The 17,438-nt window shown below is 38.4% G+C and carries 18 protein-coding genes; 8 read left to right on the top strand and 10 right to left on the bottom strand.

Annotated elements, in window-relative coordinates:
• Positions 1-46 precede the first annotated feature (46 nt).
• The 4 genes from S4054249_RS11215 (at position 47) to S4054249_RS26815 (ending at position 3,620) form a co-directional block, all read left to right on the top strand.
• A complete protein-coding gene (locus S4054249_RS11215; RefSeq protein WP_046355578.1) occupies positions 47-1,381 on the top strand; it encodes a sigma-54-dependent transcriptional regulator in 1,335 nt (444 codons plus the stop codon).
• A complete protein-coding gene (locus tag S4054249_RS11210) occupies positions 1,378-2,691 on the top strand; it encodes a sensor histidine kinase (RefSeq protein ID WP_046355577.1) in 1,314 nt (437 codons plus the stop codon). Before S4054249_RS11215 ends, S4054249_RS11210 begins: the two co-directional genes overlap by 4 nt.
• 48 nt (positions 2,692-2,739) lie before the next feature.
• The gene (locus S4054249_RS11205; RefSeq protein ID WP_052960930.1) at positions 2,740-2,988 is read left to right on the top strand and encodes a hypothetical protein; all 249 of its coding nucleotides are present in this window, start codon (positions 2,740-2,742) and stop codon (positions 2,986-2,988) included.
• 404 nt (positions 2,989-3,392) lie between these two features.
• The gene (locus S4054249_RS26815) at positions 3,393-3,620 is read left to right on the top strand and encodes a hypothetical protein (protein WP_235611250.1); all 228 of its coding nucleotides are present in this window, start codon (positions 3,393-3,395) and stop codon (positions 3,618-3,620) included.
• Between the two features lie 236 nt (positions 3,621-3,856).
• Here S4054249_RS26815 and S4054249_RS11195 read toward each other — a convergent pair whose 3' ends face one another.
• Complete coding sequence (locus tag S4054249_RS11195) at positions 3,857-4,552, bottom strand: hypothetical protein (protein ID WP_046355576.1); 696 nt, start codon at positions 4,550-4,552, stop codon at positions 3,857-3,859.
• Between the two features lie 203 nt (positions 4,553-4,755).
• Positions 4,756-5,715 (bottom strand): cytochrome b, encoded by a 960-nt coding sequence (locus tag S4054249_RS11190; protein WP_046355575.1) that lies wholly within the window; start codon positions 5,713-5,715, stop codon positions 4,756-4,758.
• Positions 5,716-5,944: 229 nt separating this feature from the next.
• Here S4054249_RS11190 and S4054249_RS11185 point away from each other — a divergent pair, with 229 nt between their 5' ends.
• The gene (locus S4054249_RS11185; protein WP_046355574.1) at positions 5,945-6,442 is read left to right on the top strand and encodes an Rrf2 family transcriptional regulator; all 498 of its coding nucleotides are present in this window, start codon (positions 5,945-5,947) and stop codon (positions 6,440-6,442) included.
• Positions 6,443-6,533: 91 nt separating this feature from the next.
• Here S4054249_RS11185 and S4054249_RS11180 read toward each other — a convergent pair whose 3' ends face one another.
• From S4054249_RS11180 to S4054249_RS11175, 3 genes are all read right to left on the bottom strand, one after another.
• Complete coding sequence (locus S4054249_RS11180) at positions 6,534-7,118, bottom strand: hypothetical protein (protein ID WP_046355573.1); 585 nt, start codon at positions 7,116-7,118, stop codon at positions 6,534-6,536.
• A 14-nt stretch (positions 7,119-7,132) separates the two neighbouring features.
• Positions 7,133-7,261: a hypothetical protein gene (locus S4054249_RS27165; RefSeq protein ID WP_256370527.1), complete on the bottom strand. Its 129-nt coding sequence runs from the start codon at positions 7,259-7,261 to the stop codon at positions 7,133-7,135.
• A 930-nt stretch (positions 7,262-8,191) separates the two neighbouring features.
• On the bottom strand, positions 8,192-9,184 hold the full coding sequence (locus S4054249_RS11175; RefSeq protein ID WP_052960929.1) for a ChaN family lipoprotein: 993 nt from the start codon (positions 9,182-9,184) through the stop codon (positions 8,192-8,194).
• A gap of 410 nt (positions 9,185-9,594) precedes the next feature.
• On the opposite strand from S4054249_RS11175, the gene S4054249_RS11170 reads away from it, so the two are divergent.
• Positions 9,595-9,915: a hypothetical protein gene (locus S4054249_RS11170; protein ID WP_046355572.1), complete on the top strand. Its 321-nt coding sequence runs from the start codon at positions 9,595-9,597 to the stop codon at positions 9,913-9,915.
• A 312-nt stretch (positions 9,916-10,227) separates the two neighbouring features.
• Here S4054249_RS11170 and S4054249_RS11165 read toward each other — a convergent pair whose 3' ends face one another.
• On the bottom strand, positions 10,228-11,298 hold the full coding sequence (locus tag S4054249_RS11165) for a response regulator (protein ID WP_046355571.1): 1,071 nt from the start codon (positions 11,296-11,298) through the stop codon (positions 10,228-10,230).
• Positions 11,299-11,423: 125 nt separating this feature from the next.
• Between S4054249_RS11165 and S4054249_RS11160 the strand changes: the two genes are divergently transcribed.
• Complete coding sequence (locus S4054249_RS11160) at positions 11,424-12,509, top strand: helix-turn-helix domain-containing protein (RefSeq protein ID WP_046355570.1); 1,086 nt, start codon at positions 11,424-11,426, stop codon at positions 12,507-12,509.
• Between the two features lie 67 nt (positions 12,510-12,576).
• Here the strand turns inward: S4054249_RS11160 and S4054249_RS11155 are convergent, their stop codons facing one another.
• Genes S4054249_RS11155 through S4054249_RS11145 form a run of 3 tightly spaced genes read right to left on the bottom strand, consistent with a single transcriptional unit; the run spans position 12,577 to position 15,132 of the window.
• Positions 12,577-13,428, bottom strand: coding sequence for a hypothetical protein (locus S4054249_RS11155; RefSeq protein ID WP_046355569.1), 852 nt, complete (start codon positions 13,426-13,428; stop codon positions 12,577-12,579).
• A gap of 29 nt (positions 13,429-13,457) precedes the next feature.
• Entirely contained in the window at positions 13,458-14,255 is a 798-nt protein-coding gene (locus S4054249_RS11150; protein ID WP_046355568.1) for a hypothetical protein, read from the bottom strand.
• 28 nt (positions 14,256-14,283) lie between these two features.
• Positions 14,284-15,132 (bottom strand): hypothetical protein, encoded by an 849-nt coding sequence (locus S4054249_RS11145; RefSeq protein ID WP_046355567.1) that lies wholly within the window; start codon positions 15,130-15,132, stop codon positions 14,284-14,286.
• A 306-nt stretch (positions 15,133-15,438) separates the two neighbouring features.
• Here S4054249_RS11145 and S4054249_RS11140 point away from each other — a divergent pair, with 306 nt between their 5' ends.
• Complete coding sequence (locus tag S4054249_RS11140; protein WP_046355566.1) at positions 15,439-15,804, top strand: hypothetical protein; 366 nt, start codon at positions 15,439-15,441, stop codon at positions 15,802-15,804.
• A gap of 81 nt (positions 15,805-15,885) precedes the next feature.
• Here S4054249_RS11140 and S4054249_RS11135 read toward each other — a convergent pair whose 3' ends face one another.
• Positions 15,886-17,394 carry a hemolysin gene (locus S4054249_RS11135; RefSeq protein WP_046355565.1) on the bottom strand — a complete coding sequence of 503 codons (1,509 nt, stop codon included), beginning with the start codon at positions 17,392-17,394 and terminating at the stop codon, positions 15,886-15,888.
• Positions 17,395-17,438: the final 44 nt, after the last annotated feature.

Here is a 17,438-nt window from a genome sequence, read left to right as displayed (position 1 = left end):
CTAAAGCATCAATGTTTTAGCCCAAAATAAGAATTAGAAAGGCAATATGAAAACAGTATTAGTTGTTGATGATCTTATCGACGTGCGTTTAAGTGCGCGTATTGTGCTAGAAAGTCATGGGTTTCAATGCCTAGAGGCGGATCATCCCAATACAGCTTTGGCTTGCTTGGCTAAAGATAAAGTTGATTTGATTTTATTGGATATGAACTTTAGTCAGGATACGACTTCGGGGCATGAAGGACTGGCTTTTTTATCTCGTTTAACAGCACTTGATTTGGATATTCCAGTTATTGTAATAACGGGGTGGGCGAAAATTGATCTTGCTGTTCAAGCAATGCAAAAGGGGGCGTGTGACTTTATTGAAAAGCCTTGGAAAAATAATAGGCTAATAGAGGCTGTAAAAAATAGTGTGGAGCAGCCCATATCTCCTTCAAGTACTGAAAAACAAGATGTATTTGGTGCCTTTAGCACAAGCAGTCATTTGTTAATTGAAAAAGCCAAGCGTATTGCTAAAACTGATGCAAATATATTGATAACCGGTGAAAACGGCACTGGTAAAAGTATGTTAGCGAAATTCATTCACCAACACAGTCATCGCGCGACTAAAGATATGGTAAGTGTGAATATGGCTGCGATCCCTGACAATTTATTTGAAAGCGAGTTGTTTGGCCATAAAAAAGGCGCATTCACAGATGCAAAGGAACATAGAATAGGTCGGTTTACGTTAGCCAATGACTCTAGTTTGTTTTTAGATGAGGTTGGGTGCTTAACTTTACCGTTGCAAGCTAAACTTTTGCGTGTGTTGGAGAGCGGGGAGTACGAGGAAGTTGGTTGCTCTAAATCTAAGCGCAGTAATGCTCGGGTTATTTCTGCTACAAATGCTGATTTGGATGAGCTTATTGAGGAAGGGAAATTTAGAAGAGATCTCCTATTTCGCCTCAATACGCTCGTTATTGAGCTGCCGCCTCTGAGATCGCGTTTGGATGAGCTTGCGGAGTTTGCAAATCACTTTTTATATCATCATGCAAAGAAGTATGGTCAAGACCCACTGACTTTAACGCAACGTGCCTTCAACAAGCTTAAAGAATACCATTGGCCTGGCAATATCCGCGAGCTTTCCCATGTTTTAGAACGTGCAGTAATTATGGCGCAAGGCAATGTTATAGAAGCTGATGACATTCAAATTACGCAAAGCAGTAAAAAAGAAGTGAACCATGTACCCCTGATGTCTTTAGAGGAAGCTGAACAAAGGCTAATTACCCAAGCGATAAATCATTTTGATGGCAATGTGATAAAAGCGGGAGAATTCTTAGGTCTGAGTAAATCAGCTATTTATCGACGAATTGATAAATTTAGTATTCAGGTGAAAGAGACGCAATGAATGTAAAACCAACCTCGTTAGAACGCAGCTTAGTTTGGCTTTTCAGTGTGCCTCTTTGTTCCTTAGTACTGATGATATCCATTATTTCAACATATTTAGAGTTAGGCTTTCTGGAGACTTTGACTTTATTTTTGGCGGTTATGTTACCGAGCATCATCGCGATCTATAAAATATACGATCGCGTATTTTCCTGTTTAGATGGTATTTCTGTCCAGATCGAAAGCTTGGTACATGAGGAGTTTACTATATGGCAATTAGCCCACTATCGGCAAGGGCGTGTTGCTCAAGTAAAGGCTGATTTGAAGTCTATTGCTTGGCGAATGAGGCATAAGCGCCAAGAATATGCTCAAAATGAGTCATTTATTTTTGACTTTATTAACGAGCTTGATTTACCTATTGTGGTGCTCGATCATCATTTACAAGTTTATCACTACAACATAGCAGCTGGACGCTTTTATCAAGGCGCGCACATTACAGGGTTTAATGTGACACAATTAGCGCTTGAGAAAGTAAATGGCCGCTGGCAAACAACCTCTAGTAGCCAGCGTTATAAAGTCGTTGAGCATGCGCTATTAAGGGGACAAAGACAATATAAATTGATGGTTTACGTGTCAATTGAGCAGCAGCTTCGAAAAAATGAGCAGCAAGCTTGGCAAAAGCTGGTTAGAGTGTTAAACCACGAAGTGAGAAATTCACTCACGCCGATTTATTCAATGGCGCAATCATTAAAAACGCTGCCGGGTAATATAAATAGTGACTTAACACATACCATGTTGGGTGTGATAGAAAAGCGCGCTGAGCATTTACTGGATTTTGTATCTAGTTATTCCAAGTTATCTCAATTGCCTGAGCCTAAAAAACACTTTATTGCAGCGAATGAATTGCATCAGCGGTTACAAGCTTTATTCCCCAACATATTTATAAAACTGATATCTGGACATTATCTTAACGCCTATTGTGATGTAGAACAGGTAGAACAAGCACTAATTAATTTAGTTAAAAATGCTGAGCAAGCCAATGAAACAACTGGCGCGACTGAAATTGTATTAGCGATAAAGCTATCTGAAGTACAAAGTTGTTTTGAGGTAATAGATGGAGGAGAAGGTGTTTCGAATACAGATAATTTGTTCACGCCCTTTTATTCTACAAAAGAGCAGGGTAATGGTATTGGACTAGTACTAAGCCGAGAAATTATTCGAGCGCAAGGTGGCGAGCTTACGTTAAAAAGCAGAGCTGATAGTAATGGCGCTATCGCAACGATTGAGTTACCTAATTTGTCCAAAGATCCAGACTACAATTCGTCTTCTTAGTGAGCGAAACTACATATACAATTTAGCCATTCGGAGCACAAAAGAAGCTTGCAGCCATTAGAATACCTAGCAAAAATCGTCAAAGACGCAGAGACTTTTTATGTAGATAAATTAGGACTCATTACAGCATTCAGCTCGTTATCTGAAGGCTATATCGGCGTGCAATTGCAAAATGCTCAATTAATTTTGGAGCTAGAAGATGAAAGAGAATATGAGTGTGGTAGATATCTGGAATTTAGTATTGCTGTAGAAGACATCAATACCTTTTATCAGCTACGCAGTAAGATTGCGAGTTGATGGCTGCTATATAAATGGGGCATTTTTGCGCCCCATTTATTATATGAGTAAGTGGCATTTCGAGACGATTTTCTATTGAATTATATTGAAGATTTTTATGTGTTTTGCTGTGATTTTAAAGTCAGAACTTTAACTTAATGAAGAGGTCATTTATTTAGAGTTGATATATCGTTTTTACACATCAATTATGTAAAATAAAGTTAAACGACAATATCCCCAATATTGAAGGCTGAAGTGACATAGCTTTGTCGATATTTTCAATATTAAAAAGTATAACAATAAAATGAAGGACAAGTGACAAATGATCATCGAAATTCGACACTACACACTTAAACCGGGAAAAAAGAGAAGCATTTATTCAATTTTTTGAGAGTAAAAACCGTCAAGCACTTCGCGACGCTGGCATGTTGGTATTTGGCCCAATGCGTGACTTGGAAAATCAAGATAAAGTACATTGGATGCGTGCATTTTCATCACTTGAAGAGCAAACTCAGCTAAAAAAAGACTTCTATGAAGGGCCTGTTTGGAATAAGGAAGTTGAACCAGTTGCCATGTCGATGATTGAAGAGTTTTGCGCCGAATTCACTGAAACTACGGATGGATTTGAAGGATTTCAGTCAGAAGCCTTATAAAAAGCGTTTATATTCATTGAAGTAGCTGAATGCTGAATGCTGAATTCCTGTAAATAGAACTGAGAGTACCGAGAGCCAAAGGCAAGGTTATTGCTGGAGGTTTGTCAGCATATAGTTTGCATTTTTAGAAATAACTAGAGGTTGTCCACAAGACAACCTCTTAATAGGTGAGTTACGATAAAGCAACTTAGTAATTACAGCTACAATTTATTCAATTCAAATGAGCCGCTTATCGTTTATAGCGTTGGCGTTGCTTCTATAAATGCTCTCAATTTTGTCGCGACTTCACCTAAGCCGTCATTAATCGCTTTTACTTCGGCGTTTTTGATGGTTTCATGGAAGCTCAATTCATTGTCACTGCGATTGGCTGTATATTTTTTCGTAGATGTGATTGTAAATGGCACGATGCCTGTTCTGGTATCTATTAGAACTGCTTCTGTGTTGCAGGATGCGCGTGCACGGTCTTTTTCAAATACATTCCATTGTTTGAAATTATCACAACTATTTTTGTACACTAAAATAAGATCTGCTTGGTAACGCGCGGCGGCTTCTCTTAAGAATGGCACTGTTTTTTGTTCTGGTAATAACAGGGTGGGCATAAATGAAGCGTCGTATACTCTATGGGAACCAGTGAGCTTACCAATAAAATGAACCAATATATCACTGTTGATTTGAACCAAGTCACTTTTGCTCGAGTTACCTTTATTTGTTAAGTTAACGATAGCGATACGATTAACTTTCGAAAAAGCAACTTTGTGTGCGAGTGCACGTTCGATATCTTCATCACTCATGACCGGTGCGTCACTTGAAAATAGGCTGCTGATAGCTTGTGGCGTACTGGTTTTAACTTGATAGTCAGCAGGCCTGTGGTTTGAGGTCGTGTTGCACCCTGATAACAGCAGTGCACTTAAAAAAGCGGCTAAATATTTCATGTTTGTCCCAAGATTATAATTATCTAAAATAGTGTGCCAAATGCCAGTTTAATATTAAATTAATCAGTAAGTTATATAGGGGTAAATCAGGTGGTTTTATGGCCGTTGTTCTCAATGAGGAAAATGACAGAGCCCCCAATACTGGGATCATAGGGCTCTAGTTATCTCAGCTTTCGTTAATAGTGATTTTATTACTCGATTGATTATCCGAGGATTTTGACGAGTACCTTGTCTTGTTTATCAAATAAATAATGTTTTAATGCACCTAAAATATGTGCACCCAGCACTAGGTAGATTAAATACGGTAATAAGTATTTATGCACCACCCCCCAAATAACTACACCATGTTCACTTGGCTGCCAAAATGGTTGTACTTCCCAACCAAATAGGTAGGTTGGGGCCCCAAAATAACTGGTCATGATGAATCCAGATACAGGTATAGCAAGCAATAAAAAATACAGCACAGTATGCACAGCTTTTGAAAGTAAACGCTCAAAGGCGCTTAGCCCTGATGTTGGTTTTGGCTGGTGGCTGTAGAGCTTCCACGCAAGTCGAACAATGACCAGTATAAAAATTAATGCCCCTATGGTTTTGTGTACGACGTAATACTCAATACGATAGGGCGTTCCTTCAGGGATTATGGTGGCGAAAATGCCCAGAGGTATCATTAAAATAAATAAAAAGGCTGTTGTCCAATGCAGTACTCTTGCAACTAGTCCATATTTGGTGTCGTCATTTGTATTGTTTAAAGGTAAAGGTGTACATGAGCGGCTCTGTTTGTAGGCGATACAAAGTAAGCCTATCCCAACCGCAAGAGCTACTATGGATTGGAACCATAAAAGCGTCGGTTTGAAAGCATCTAGTGGCGTATCATAGGGTTTTGGGTTGGTAAGAAAACCTGTGTTGATAATAAATAAGAAAAACCAGCATGCCACAGCTAAGCAACCGGTAGAAGCGAGCAAGGTGCCAAAAACTCTAATTTTTGGTGAGCGGTGATTGATAAAACAAGCGGTAAAGAGTGAGCTCAGTATGATTGCCAGCGAAATGATACTTTCGCCGTGGCCAGGAAGGCGTTCCGATAAATCTTGGACCGCTTCGCCAAATATCATTGATAGCAGTGCGATGATTGATATAACACTCGATACAATTATCATTAAGATCATGATGTTCCTTAGACATTCTGGTTTGTATCGGAGTAAATGGTTCGACTCGATAAATTTACTGAAATACAATGACCAGAATTGTGGATAATTTATAAGGGTGATGCTCACTTTGACGGGGCAGCATCAGCTATTGCTGGGGCAAAGTGATGAAAAATGTCACTATGTACCCAGTAATTTTAATTCGGATAAAATATATCTGAATTAAAATTGTAAGTAAATAGGAGCTTTAATGAAGATTGGAAAAGGGGTAGAGTGGGTAGCTCACGCCTGCGCCATTTTGGCGCTATTGCCACCTAAACGTGCATTGTCAAAAGAATCACTTGCAGAGTTTTTAGGAGTGCCAGCACCATATTTAGCTAAACAGTTACAAGCGCTTAGCCGATCAGGTATTGTACTGACTCACCGAGGTGCAAAAGGGGGATATCGTTTGGCTAAAAGTGCAGACTTGATTTCACTTTGGGATATTACGGCGTCAGTTGAAGGGACTGCTCCCAGCTTTCGTTGCACAGAAGTAAGGCAGAATGGGCCTTGTGGCGCTTCGGAAAAAGAGTGTGCAGGGCCATGTCACATTGCTTCTGCTTTTGCTCGTGCAGAGGCCCAATATAGAGATAGCCTTGGGAAAGTGCTATTAACTGACCTTGTTGCGGCTGGTACAAACGAAGCGACAGATAGTCGTAAACAAGATATTGGTTTGTGGCTTGAGCAACATGCCACTAGTGTTGCTTAGAGTATAATACGCATTAAGTGGTCTATATTTTGCTTTAGGCCACTCAAAGTAAATGTTTATTGTGAGATGGTGTAAATTAGTTGCCGAATATTTATTGTGTGCCAATCATTTTTGCTACATGCTTTTTGGCATCAAGTGGTATAGATGCTACGGATATTAACGTTTTAAACAAAACTATAGTGGTCCCAGCGATAAGCATATTTACAGGCAAAGTGATCAAAAACGGTGTGGCTTCATAACCAAAACTCAAAAGCTTTGCAATTGATGATGAGTGATTATTGATCACTTGGTCGAGATAGTGACCTAGCATAAAAAAAGCCAAACTTAAGGCAATAGAAAGTAGCGGAATCAACGCTGCCTGAAGTGATATGTGTTTGAATTTAATATGTTTGCATAGAATGCAGGCCGAAATTAATGATGCTAAACTACCCACAAAAAATATCATGCAGAAGCCACCACTTATTATCATTGAAAACAGCCATACTTGTTTAGACATTCCTAATAGACTATCTGTGTTAGGTTTGAAGCTATCAACACTCAGATATACATAGATTGATAAATAGATAATAATAAAAAGCACTGTGAGCGGTAGATGTTTTATAACTTCTATTCGTTCTTTGCGTTTTATGCTTTCGTATTTTTTATTTTTTTCGGTAAGTTTTTCTAAAGGGTCCACTTTTCACTTCTCATTTATTCTTTGGTTAGGTATTGCCCATTTAAGTTTTTTAATGACATCATTGCTTCAAGATATGTGCTGGTAACATGACTCAGTTCAAAGCAGTTACCTTTATGACATTGGAAGACTATGATTACAGTCATAATTTAATCTTTTTCACCATGATTTTTATCATGTTACTTATATTTTTTAGTATACCGTGTTTAGGTATTCGTTTTGTATCAAGTTAATTCTCGCAATAAGGCTTGCTCTCAATAACGAGACATAGCATAGTCATAAGCCATGAAGTGGTCCCTTTTCTAATTTTGGCTCGACTTGGTTTTTCAACTCCAAAGGTTGAGACGCGCATAAAAACATGCTGCTAGCTCCAAGATAGGTTCAGTGTATAAGGGCATAGTAATAATAGCAATATAAGGTTTCTTGTCATAAGAACCTTAGGATTAACCCAGAGTTTTACTTCATTAAAAACAGGTCAATTTGTTAGGTGCCTAAGCCATGCACGACCTATAGAGGGCGACTGTTTTGATGAATGATATAGCTTAAGCAATAAATTGAGTTCAGGTGCACTACAAATCTGTTTTAGTATTTATTAATACTGGCGTATAGTAGGTTTGAAATAGAAGTTGGTTAAGTGCTTATTTTTATATTAAAAATATGTTCTTTCTTTTTTAAAGGTAAATGAAGCAATGGCCCGGGAGCCAGAAAATTGTAAAATAGGGTGCCATAAAGTTATAAGTATAGTTTTAGTTATTTTTTAAAGTTCTCTAGTAAGTGTTATCGGATTAAAGTGTTTTTTTAGGTAAGATAAGCGGTGGGAGGGTTTTATTATTTTGTTGTGGTATTGCTTACGCTTAGTTCTTCGTGATGAGAATCAATATGACACATTTTAATTGTCTTCAATTGATTTTAGATTTTAATCTAATTAAAACGCGGCTGAATAGCATCGAAAAACTACAGTAGCTCAAAAAGCACACAGGCCAATGTACTATTTATTGACTCACATTGGCCTTATCTTAAAAAGTTGTAAAAATAAATTGCAATCGATTGTTAATTATAAACCTTCAACATTTTTATTATAACTCACAATGGGTCGTTTTACGCTTTTCCATCATTGCTTTGATAGCGTTATTCATATTTTCTTTTTTAATATATCGTGTAGGTAGTTGTTTTATAGTATAAACATAATCTCCGACTGACCAATCAATCACGTTGTCGTAAAACTGTGGGCTGATAACCGCTATTTTAAGATTAGGATCGAGTCGTTTAAGCGCATCTACTGTGCCTAAGTGATAATTACTGTGAAAAGCGCCATTAAAGTGAATTACTTGACTGTTTTTAGATTGTTTGAGCGCGGTGTATATTGATTCTGCCATGGTATTGTCGCGCGCTAGCTGAGCGAAAAAGCTATTACTTAGCTTAACAGGTCCTGAACTGGCCGTCTTGGCACGGTGATGGCTCATTGCAGCCATAAACTTTTCTTGATATGCGGTTGAACTTGATTTGATATCCTTTGCTATCCATTTCTTCTGAGGCTCTTTGAAATTCTCAATATAGTCAGGTCCTTTACGGGCAATGCACCTGACAACGCTCAGAGGGGTATTTGCTGCTATAGCTTTTAAGTTGTTCTCACGTGCGAATTCCACTAAAGGACGATAGTCACTTTGATAGTTGTCCCAAGCATCAGCTTGTTTTATTAGTGTTTGTTCGCCAATTTCATTATTTATATATTGGGTTAGAGTTGATTGTTTATCTCTCGAAAATTGCTCGAAGCTTAGTTGCAAATTATTATTTTGTTGGAACATCAATGGTAACAATTCGGCTTGAAGTCGATGAGAAGCGCTATGAGTATGATATTCACCAACAAAAATGACATCCGTATGCTTTAAATTGATTGCGAGTTGTTCAATACCTATCAAACGTTTAACGCCCGCATCATATAGGGCGTATTCGTGCATCATCATAGAAGCTGGTGTGTTAATTGCGTTGTTACCACTAAGTACACATCCCTGCATAGTCAACAGAGATATAAAAATAAGAAAGCGTATTGCAAGAGGCTTTTGAGTCATTGAGTTATTTCCAGTGAGCTATAGGCATCAAGATTTTGATGTAAATTGGTGTAATGATAACTGTTCTCAATAACGGTGTCGAGTCATATCAAGGCTGCTTAATAAAACTAGTTGTTTTATTAAATTTGTATGAATCTATAGGCGAGATAAATATCAAGTAACATAACCGGAATTAAATTGGGTTTTTTAAATGTAATAGAGGTTTGTGAAATATAAAATTTTTTTCTTTTATTATATAGGTAAAATATTTTTATGGGTTTTTTTGATTTTACTCTGGTTTTTAGGTGGTTTTCTAGATGGTTTATTGTTAATCGAGTTGGGTTTTGTTTAATTAAACTTTAATTTTTACTTCTTTACAATGATTGTGAAATGAATTATATTTTAATTGTGTTTAATTCTATGGATTTATAATGATTAAGTCAGCTATTTTATTTTTAACTTTAAGCTTTACACTTTTTGCAAACAGTGCAAATGCGTACCAATCAAAGCAAGGGTACATTAAGAACATTAAAACAGATAATAAGTATAACTTTGTTACATTAAACGTCTGTTCTGAAAACAGTAGCACTGACTGCAAATTGTTCTGGATCGGTTCAGCTAGTGATATAGACAAAGCAGCTCTTTCAATTGCTATTACAGCAATGGTAAGTAAAACTTTGGTATGGGTGGGCTCAGAGCATGAAAGTATTGCAAATGGCGCATATCGTGTGAGCTCAATTGATTTAAAGTAAAGCTCTTACCATTATCATTCGGGCATTCTTTTCCAGAATACCCGAATGTATAATCGAACATTTTTCACAAAAATTGATGTAACCCAACTTTTATATTTAATTTTTCTAATTAAGCCAGAAGTTTAGAGTTTTTAAATGGGCTTTTTATTATTGTCGACGGTTAAAATAAGTAAGAGAGACTCCAGAATAACTTTAAGTTGGTGTTAGTTTGTTAAACTAAGTATCTGAGATGCTTGTCAAGTTCAGTGCACCTGGAGGTTAGTTATTTATTTGAAGCTAAGAGTATAATAGCACTCGGTATTTTTAGTTGCTTTAGAAGAACACCATATCATCATTGTCATCACTTAAATCTTTTTCCGATGTAATAGCTGCTAAGTCATCAACTAATTCATTAACTAGAGCGAGACTTTTGTCGTCTTGTCGCTCGTTTATGTGTTCTTTTATTTCTTGAACTATTGAATCCATATGCTGCAGTTTTGCAATTTCATTAAGCCTAATATCAATTGCTTCAACAACGTAGTGAAAAATATCAATTAATGATCCTTTGTTATAACTGTCAGTTGGCATGTTTTTGACAATCAACTCAGCCTGATGATATTTAAAAAAGGTAGATTGCCCAAAAGATTGCACGTTAGCACTGTTGACCTCTAAATCATTGAAGAGTTCGAGTTCCATATCACATATCGCTTCATCATTGTTTTTAAAATGATACTCGGTACCATCAGTCAGTTTTAATCGGGCAATGTAATCAAGTTCCCAGCTTTGCATTAATGATGATAGGTAAGCAGAAAATTTGTTTATGTCGTTTAGGTTTAAACACTGGCGATAAAAGTGAATAAGTGCGTTATGATCAAGTTGGGTTCTAAAGGTTCTGTCTGTTTGTATTTGTGAGTCTTTTTTTGCGTGTTTCAGAGCGAGTAATCGTTTTGCTTGATAATCTAATAAACTGTCTAACTTAATTTTTAACACTTCTTTGCCAATGTCTTTTTGTATGTAATTTTCTGCCCCAGCTTCAAATGCCCGTAGTCGCCACTCTAAATCAGTTTCGCCACTTAAAAAAACGGTGATCGTATCTTCTTTTTTGGGGGTGTTAATACGGCGACAAAACTCAATACTATCACCATCTGGTAAATAAAGGTCCAAAAGATAAATATCAAACTGCTGGCTATCCAAAGCTTTATTTGCAGCTTCTAGGTTGTTACACCAAGTAAACTCCGCTCTATCTCCACCTAGCAATTGCACTAGGCTAGCGTAAACCTGGTTGTCTTCGACTAAGAGCACAGAGAATTTTTTCATCGTTTTTAACTTGTGGTCAGATTGAATGAAGCTTTGATTAATAAGTATGAGCAGCAATACCGCAAAAGCAATGGTTGTACCTGACATGTTTAATACTAACGTTGAAGAGCAGCGTGTAAAATACATTTTTTTAAACTTGTAATTATTTTTGTAACATTTTCGTGGGGTATACGGTCTGCATCTTAGCGCAAATGAAAATAAGGAAAATAAGTATGTTTGAGCTAGTAACTGATGTGATTAGAAATTTCTATATTTTGAGCTTAGTTTTAGGGTGTATTGTCTGCCTGCTACTCTTTTTATCAAAAACTAAAACGTTCGCTTGTAGCCTAATAAGCATTTGGATCTTGCTGTTTGTTACAGAGTTAACCCAAGTTGCTTTTGTTATGACGGACATGATGACGTATACCAGTTTTATATCATTTGATGCTTTTTATGGACTGGTGTTCTATTTTTATGTTCGTTTTCATGTAGAAGCGAAAAAGGTGTCTTTTGAGGATGTATTCCATACGCTTCCTATTTGTGCAAGTTACTTGTTCAGCATGACTTGGGAGTTTTGCTTTGGCGTTGTCTGCGCCTTGTCATATGCGATTTATATCGTTTATTACTTAAATCAGCATCAGCCAACACTTAGAATTGAAGTGACCAACCAACAATATGACAATTATACTTGGCTTGTTGTTATGGCTAGATTCCAGCTTATATGCTGGTGCTTAGTTCTTTTTCTTTTGTCTGTAAATGATATTTTTTCTGTGCCTGTGAGTAAACTTATTGCGTTGGCTAGCTATGTCCCTATGAGCTTTTGGTTATTTTATTTGTCTTATTTTAATCAAATTAAGCCGCTTTATGTACAAGGGAATGTATCTCAGCTTGGCGTTAGTCCTCAATTACATAAAAGTCAATGCAAGTCTTATGAGCACATTATTCGACAACTTAACAGTTCAATGCATAGTGATAAGTTGTTTTTAAATCCCCAATTAAGTATTTCAGAACTTGCCAAACATATTAACTCGACGTCCGCTGAAGTATCTTGTACATTAAATACGCATTTAAATATGAACTTTTATGACTTTGTGAATCGCTATCGTGTTGACGAAGCGAAGCTTTTATTGTGTAAAACACAGCATAAAGTGCTTGCAGTGGCTTTTGATGCTGGCTTTAATAGCAAATCCACATTTAATAAGTTATTTAAATCTTATACTGGTTTAACTCCAAGCCAATTCAGAAAAGAAGCCTGTGGTTTATTTCATGATGACACACAACGCTCCGCTAAATCTCTCTCTCATTTATTGGTCGAATAATACGTTCATTCTAAAAAAGCCATCATGTTGATGGCTTTAACCGAAGAATGATGGGAGATGATTGTTACTACTGATTAGAGAAAAAGTTACTACCGGCTCGATAGTCATGTATACCGGTTGTTGAGCGTTTGAAGCCACCTGCAACGGTAGATGCTTCTCCATTTGCTTCGTTGAAGCGCCCACCAAGTACAACAGCAGCTGGACTGCCTGATTTATTGTCACTACCACCCACAACCACAGCATATGGCGCGCTGACTGTTGTCTGGTTAAATTGACCGCCACTGATAGAAGAGGCGATACCAAAGGCTGAATTGTGACGTCCGCCGACAACACTCGCAAGTTGAGCGTAAACTCGGTTAGTTTCACCACCAGAAATGCTTGCCCAAGTTGCATCTGCGTATATTGTGTTGTTAGTGCCACCAAAAATACTGGCATGGTTCGCTGCCACAGTGTGATTGCTACCTGACATAATGGCCGAGCCATAGCCACTGATTTGGTTGCCAGAACCGGCAATCACTGCCGATTGACCAGTCACAGTGTTGTTTCGACCAGTAATTAATGTGCCTGTCGATTGATAGCTATGGCCATCACCTAAGATGACATTATGTGAGCCTCTGCGGTCAAGTTCAGGTGTTTGGCTACCGTACTTAAGTGTGTTGTATCCTAAAATTAAATTTCCAACACCATTGGCTGCGCTGGCATTGTTTTTTTCGTGCGTATAACCTGTACCATTTGCGATATGTAGGTTACAGCCATTGATCACCAGCGTGTTTTCAACTTTAGTCATGCACTGTAAGATCGCACGTAATGCATGGTCACTGTTTATTGGGTCGTTACCATGGTCGTGTGAACTTGCAAATGAGGTAGAGCTGATAAGTGCAAGGCTTACTAGGGTAAATGATTTTTTTAAATTCAACATGTTGTTACTCCAAAATAGTGTGTTTTAGGTTATTTATCAGAGAAAAAGTAGCCAGCTTGATAGTCATCTTTACCGCCGATAGTCCGGCTAAGACCACCACCGATACTGGAGGTAAATCCATTCGCACGATTGAATTCACCACCTAATACGGCACTAAGTTCACCGTTGGCTTCATTGCTACGACCTCCGGTAATACTTGAAAGTGGACCACCAGTGAAGTTGTTCTGACCTCCTAAAATCATCGAGCTTTGGCCTTTTGCAACGTTGTTTTCACCGCCATAAATTGAAGCGAAAAAGTTTTTAGCTGTATTGCCTTTACCTCCTGCAATTAAAGCGAAGTTGTGAAATGGCAGGGTGTTATTTTGCTGCCCACCTAAAATCACAGAGAATGCCGCTTCAGCTGTATTTGACTCACCGCCCCATATAACGCTGTTAAACCCTGAAACACGATTATTTACACCAGCTACGGAAGTGGAGTTTGCAAAAGCTGAATTACTGTCACCCGCTATGATGCTACCAATTGAAGAGAATTGGTGCCCATCCCCAATCACTAAGTTATGTGAACCTGAGGTTGTCTGTTGAGAAGCCGTTGCTTGTTTGTTGTATCCAACAATGACATTGCCTTTACCATTTTTAGCCTCATTATCTTGAGAGCCATTAACGACTTGAACGTCACATCCTCGCACAACTAGCGTGTTGTCAACACGTTCTAAGCAAGTAAGAATATCTATTAAAGCAGTTTGTTCTTGTTCAGTGAGTGCTGTTGCCTGCGCGTTTAAAGAGGCGGCTGAAAGTGCAACAACGGCAAATTTAGATAATAGTTTCATGTTTGTTATCCTTTAATTTTTATCTTAATTAGTTTTGTTCGTTTAAAGCGTTCGCTCTATATGGGTCTTGTGAGTTAAAAGTACCTGCTCGGAACTCGTGGTCTTCGGTTGTTTGTCTGTCTGCACCACCAGCGATAGTTGAACGGAATCCTTTGGCTGTATTGTTTTGTCCACCTAAAATAGTGGCAGCTTCTCGCGCAGCTGTGTTGTTACGACCCCCAGCGATAACTGTTTGCTGAACGGTGGCTGTATTGTTTTGGCCGCCAAGAATGTTGACTTGTAGTGCTTTAACGACTTTGTTATTTACACCACCAGCAATTGTGCTGTATTGGCCGTCGAGGTCATTACTTTGACCGCCAAGGATAACCATGGCATGAGAAAACTCATCTGAAATAGTGTTGTTATTACCCCCTAAGATCCCGCTTAAAAACGCTCTGTTTGTATTGCCTAATCCGCCAGCAATAGTGCCTCTGTCTGCGTTGGCGCCCTCGACTAAGCTACTAGATCCTGTAACGAAACTAGAAGGCGCATGCACGGTATTTTTGGTGCCTGCAATCAAAGAACCTGAACGGGTATAAGTGTGCCCATGGCCAATGACTAGATTATGCGAGCCGGATGCAGAGGTAGGTGGTTCTGAGCTGATATCGTTGTAGCCGATAATTAGGTTACCTGTACCGTTGTTAGACTGTGTTTCACCAAGTCCATTAGTAATCTGTAGGTTGCAGCCATGGATGTGGATAGTGTCATTAGATTGAGACATACAGCCTAAGATGCTCGATAGTTTAGCGCGTTGATCTGCGTTCAAATGATGGGCGCTTGCTGAAATAGATATGCAGGTTAGCCCAGTTACAATGGCTAGTTTTTTAAATGTATTCATATTAATTGCTCCAATTTAATATTGCTCTCATCTTGCTTGTTTCTAGTGTGTAGATAGCTTGATGAATTGTTTGGTGCTTGTTGCTAAGCACTGGAGCCACTTTATCGAGTGTGTGATTAGGAAGCGTCCGAACTGGTTTAAGAAGACCTTTTTTATTTCGAAAATTATTAACCTGTTGATTATATTTGATTTATTTTGATTTCATCAAAGTACACATAAATGTGGACTCGATAATGAGTCGTTTTCAGGCTGGCCTTGTGGTTCTTTTTATGGTTAAAGTAAAAGGAGGATAAAAAAGGAGAAAATATGGCTATATCTGATTTCAAGTATGTAATGTTAGGAGGCCTAGTCGCAACTAACGTATTGGCAACACCTGTATTTTCGGACTTTAGTGATAAGATAGACATACCCAGTGTGAAATCTGTTGCAATTGAAAATCAAACACAAAAACAATTCAATACTTATCTTAAAAATACAAAGACACATAAACACAAAGCTTACATCGGCGCGATGTATTCACCACTGACGCCCGACGAGCAAATCAAATATAAATATCAAAAAGGCATTTTACGCGAAACAGTAAAATTTGAATCTTTATATAAGTATACTTATGACGTGCAAACATCAACTAATAGGGTCGAGAAGCAAACACATTATATGTTTTGGGAATAGGGAACTGCTTGGTGTAAAAAAGCGATTTGCTGTTAAGGCCAGTTAAGCAGCAAATCGCAAACAAGGTTAGATTAGTTTTACTTAATCACATCCTTTTTGAATTGGCGTAGTCCAAACTCTCACGACGAAATCGTTGTAATCATTGTCGTTTTGATCTTCCCAGTACTGTTTGTCGCCATATACTGTGTAATTGGTGGTCAACTGGTTGCTATTACCGTTTATTGCCAGAACATAGTTGTAGCTGCTGCCGACAAGTACATCATAGCTTCCTGAACCGCCATACTCGTCAAGCAACTTGACATAGCTGCCGTTCACTTTGACGCCCCAATCATTATTATATCCTGCGCTTTCACTGACAAATTGATAATTGATGCGGGTATATTCATCTGGTATACACTGAGGGTCATTCTCAAGCACAGTACCTGGTAAAGAGGCTGTTCCTGTGACATTTTGATCCGCTGTTGCTTCAAGTGTAAATGTCTCATCACCTTCATAATCTTGATCATCAGTGGTGTTGATGAGCACGCTACCTACTGTCTCGCCACTTGCTATGGTAATACTGCTTTCGCTTAAGCTGACATCCGCAGCACTGGTGGTACCATGTGTAATACTTAAATCAATAGTCACATCTTGATAGTAGTCATCACTCAATGTGATTTGATATTCAAGCTGAGTACCTTCAAAAGCGGAGTCTTTAACTGCTTCTAAGGTAAAAGAAGGAATGGGATCGGTTTCGCAAGTTGGTGTAGTATAACAAGCAACTTCATTGTCTGTATTTGTTGCCAAATCATTTAAACGCACTGGTACTGTTGCAAGTAGACACGTGTTACCCGATTGTGGGTTCATCTTATATAATTTTGACCTGTTGACGTGTCCGTAGTCGTTAATTAATGTGCGGCTAACAACGACTTCTCCAGCTTGGTTAAGCGTGGCACCTGTTGCAGCTGTCAGCGAATGATTTGCAAGTTTATTGACTTCAAATGTAGTTCTGTCAATTTGATATACAGAGCGGCTGGTAATCAAATAAAGGTTACCGTCTTGAATAACCAAGTCGCCTCTGAATTTACCTTTTAACGAACCCAGAGTGCCTAATTCAGTAGCAGCGCCAGTCTCTTTATTGATCTGATAAAGCTTTTTAAAATCAGTACCAAGTAAAGCGTTATTGTCAGGGTCAAAAACCATACTCAAAACTTGCGTAGTTCTGTCAACTACGGTGTGTGAGTTGGTATTAAAATCATAGTAAGCGAGACGCAAATACTTAAACCGCTGGCCTTCGATAGGTAAGTGCGCCTTTTGCTCTTCGGTCAAACCTGTTAAACCGCTGATGTCTACTTTATATTCAATGGGTCTGGGTGCCGAAATGTAGTACATGCGCTTATCTTTACTATCATAAGCCAAAGCGGAAGCGCTAAATTCGGCAAGGGTTTGTGCATATGCACTATTATTCTGCTCATTTAAGCCAAATAAAATCCCCACATCGCCACGTCCAGCATTGATGCCAAAAAGTTCACCTTGGCAGGTATTGGCAACACCGAGGGAGGGTAATGACGCGGTTGCGAGGGTTAAAATGGTCAGTGATGTTTTTAGCATGGTAACAAACTCTGTTCAGTTTATCCTAAGCAAGCTAACACAAC

The organism is Pseudoalteromonas luteoviolacea (assembly GCF_001750165.1).
Taxonomy (GTDB): Bacteria; Pseudomonadota; Gammaproteobacteria; order Enterobacterales; family Alteromonadaceae; genus Pseudoalteromonas; species Pseudoalteromonas luteoviolacea_G.
This window is presented reverse-complemented; position numbering and strand designations above follow the sequence as displayed.

Excerpts from the sequence above, each read along its gene's own strand:
- S4054249_RS11185 (WP_046355574.1), top strand. The coding sequence starts at position 5,945 with ATGAAGATTGGAAAAGGGGTAGAGTGGGTAGCTCACGCCTGCGCCATT.
- S4054249_RS11155 (WP_046355569.1), bottom strand. The coding sequence starts at position 13,428 with ATGTTGAATTTAAAAAAATCATTTACCCTAGTAAGCCTTGCACTTATC.
- S4054249_RS11150 (WP_046355568.1), bottom strand. The coding sequence starts at position 14,255 with ATGAAACTATTATCTAAATTTGCCGTTGTTGCACTTTCAGCCGCCTCT.
- S4054249_RS11170 (WP_046355572.1), top strand. The coding sequence starts at position 9,595 with ATGATTAAGTCAGCTATTTTATTTTTAACTTTAAGCTTTACACTTTTT.
- S4054249_RS11195 (WP_046355576.1), bottom strand. The coding sequence starts at position 4,552 with ATGAAATATTTAGCCGCTTTTTTAAGTGCACTGCTGTTATCAGGGTGC.
- S4054249_RS11215 (WP_046355578.1), top strand. The coding sequence starts at position 47 with ATGAAAACAGTATTAGTTGTTGATGATCTTATCGACGTGCGTTTAAGT.
- S4054249_RS11175 (WP_052960929.1), bottom strand. The coding sequence starts at position 9,184 with ATGACTCAAAAGCCTCTTGCAATACGCTTTCTTATTTTTATATCTCTG.
- S4054249_RS11190 (WP_046355575.1), bottom strand. The coding sequence starts at position 5,715 with ATGATCTTAATGATAATTGTATCGAGTGTTATATCAATCATCGCACTG.
- S4054249_RS11145 (WP_046355567.1), bottom strand. The coding sequence starts at position 15,132 with ATGAATACATTTAAAAAACTAGCCATTGTAACTGGGCTAACCTGCATA.
- S4054249_RS11140 (WP_046355566.1), top strand. The coding sequence starts at position 15,439 with ATGGCTATATCTGATTTCAAGTATGTAATGTTAGGAGGCCTAGTCGCA.
- S4054249_RS11165 (WP_046355571.1), bottom strand. The coding sequence starts at position 11,298 with ATGTCAGGTACAACCATTGCTTTTGCGGTATTGCTGCTCATACTTATT.
- S4054249_RS11135 (WP_046355565.1), bottom strand. The coding sequence starts at position 17,394 with ATGCTAAAAACATCACTGACCATTTTAACCCTCGCAACCGCGTCATTA.
- S4054249_RS11210 (WP_046355577.1), top strand. The coding sequence starts at position 1,378 with ATGAATGTAAAACCAACCTCGTTAGAACGCAGCTTAGTTTGGCTTTTC.
- S4054249_RS26815 (WP_235611250.1), top strand. The coding sequence starts at position 3,393 with ATGTTGGTATTTGGCCCAATGCGTGACTTGGAAAATCAAGATAAAGTA.
- S4054249_RS11160 (WP_046355570.1), top strand. The coding sequence starts at position 11,424 with ATGTTTGAGCTAGTAACTGATGTGATTAGAAATTTCTATATTTTGAGC.
- S4054249_RS27165 (WP_256370527.1), bottom strand. The coding sequence starts at position 7,261 with ATGACTGTAATCATAGTCTTCCAATGTCATAAAGGTAACTGCTTTGAA.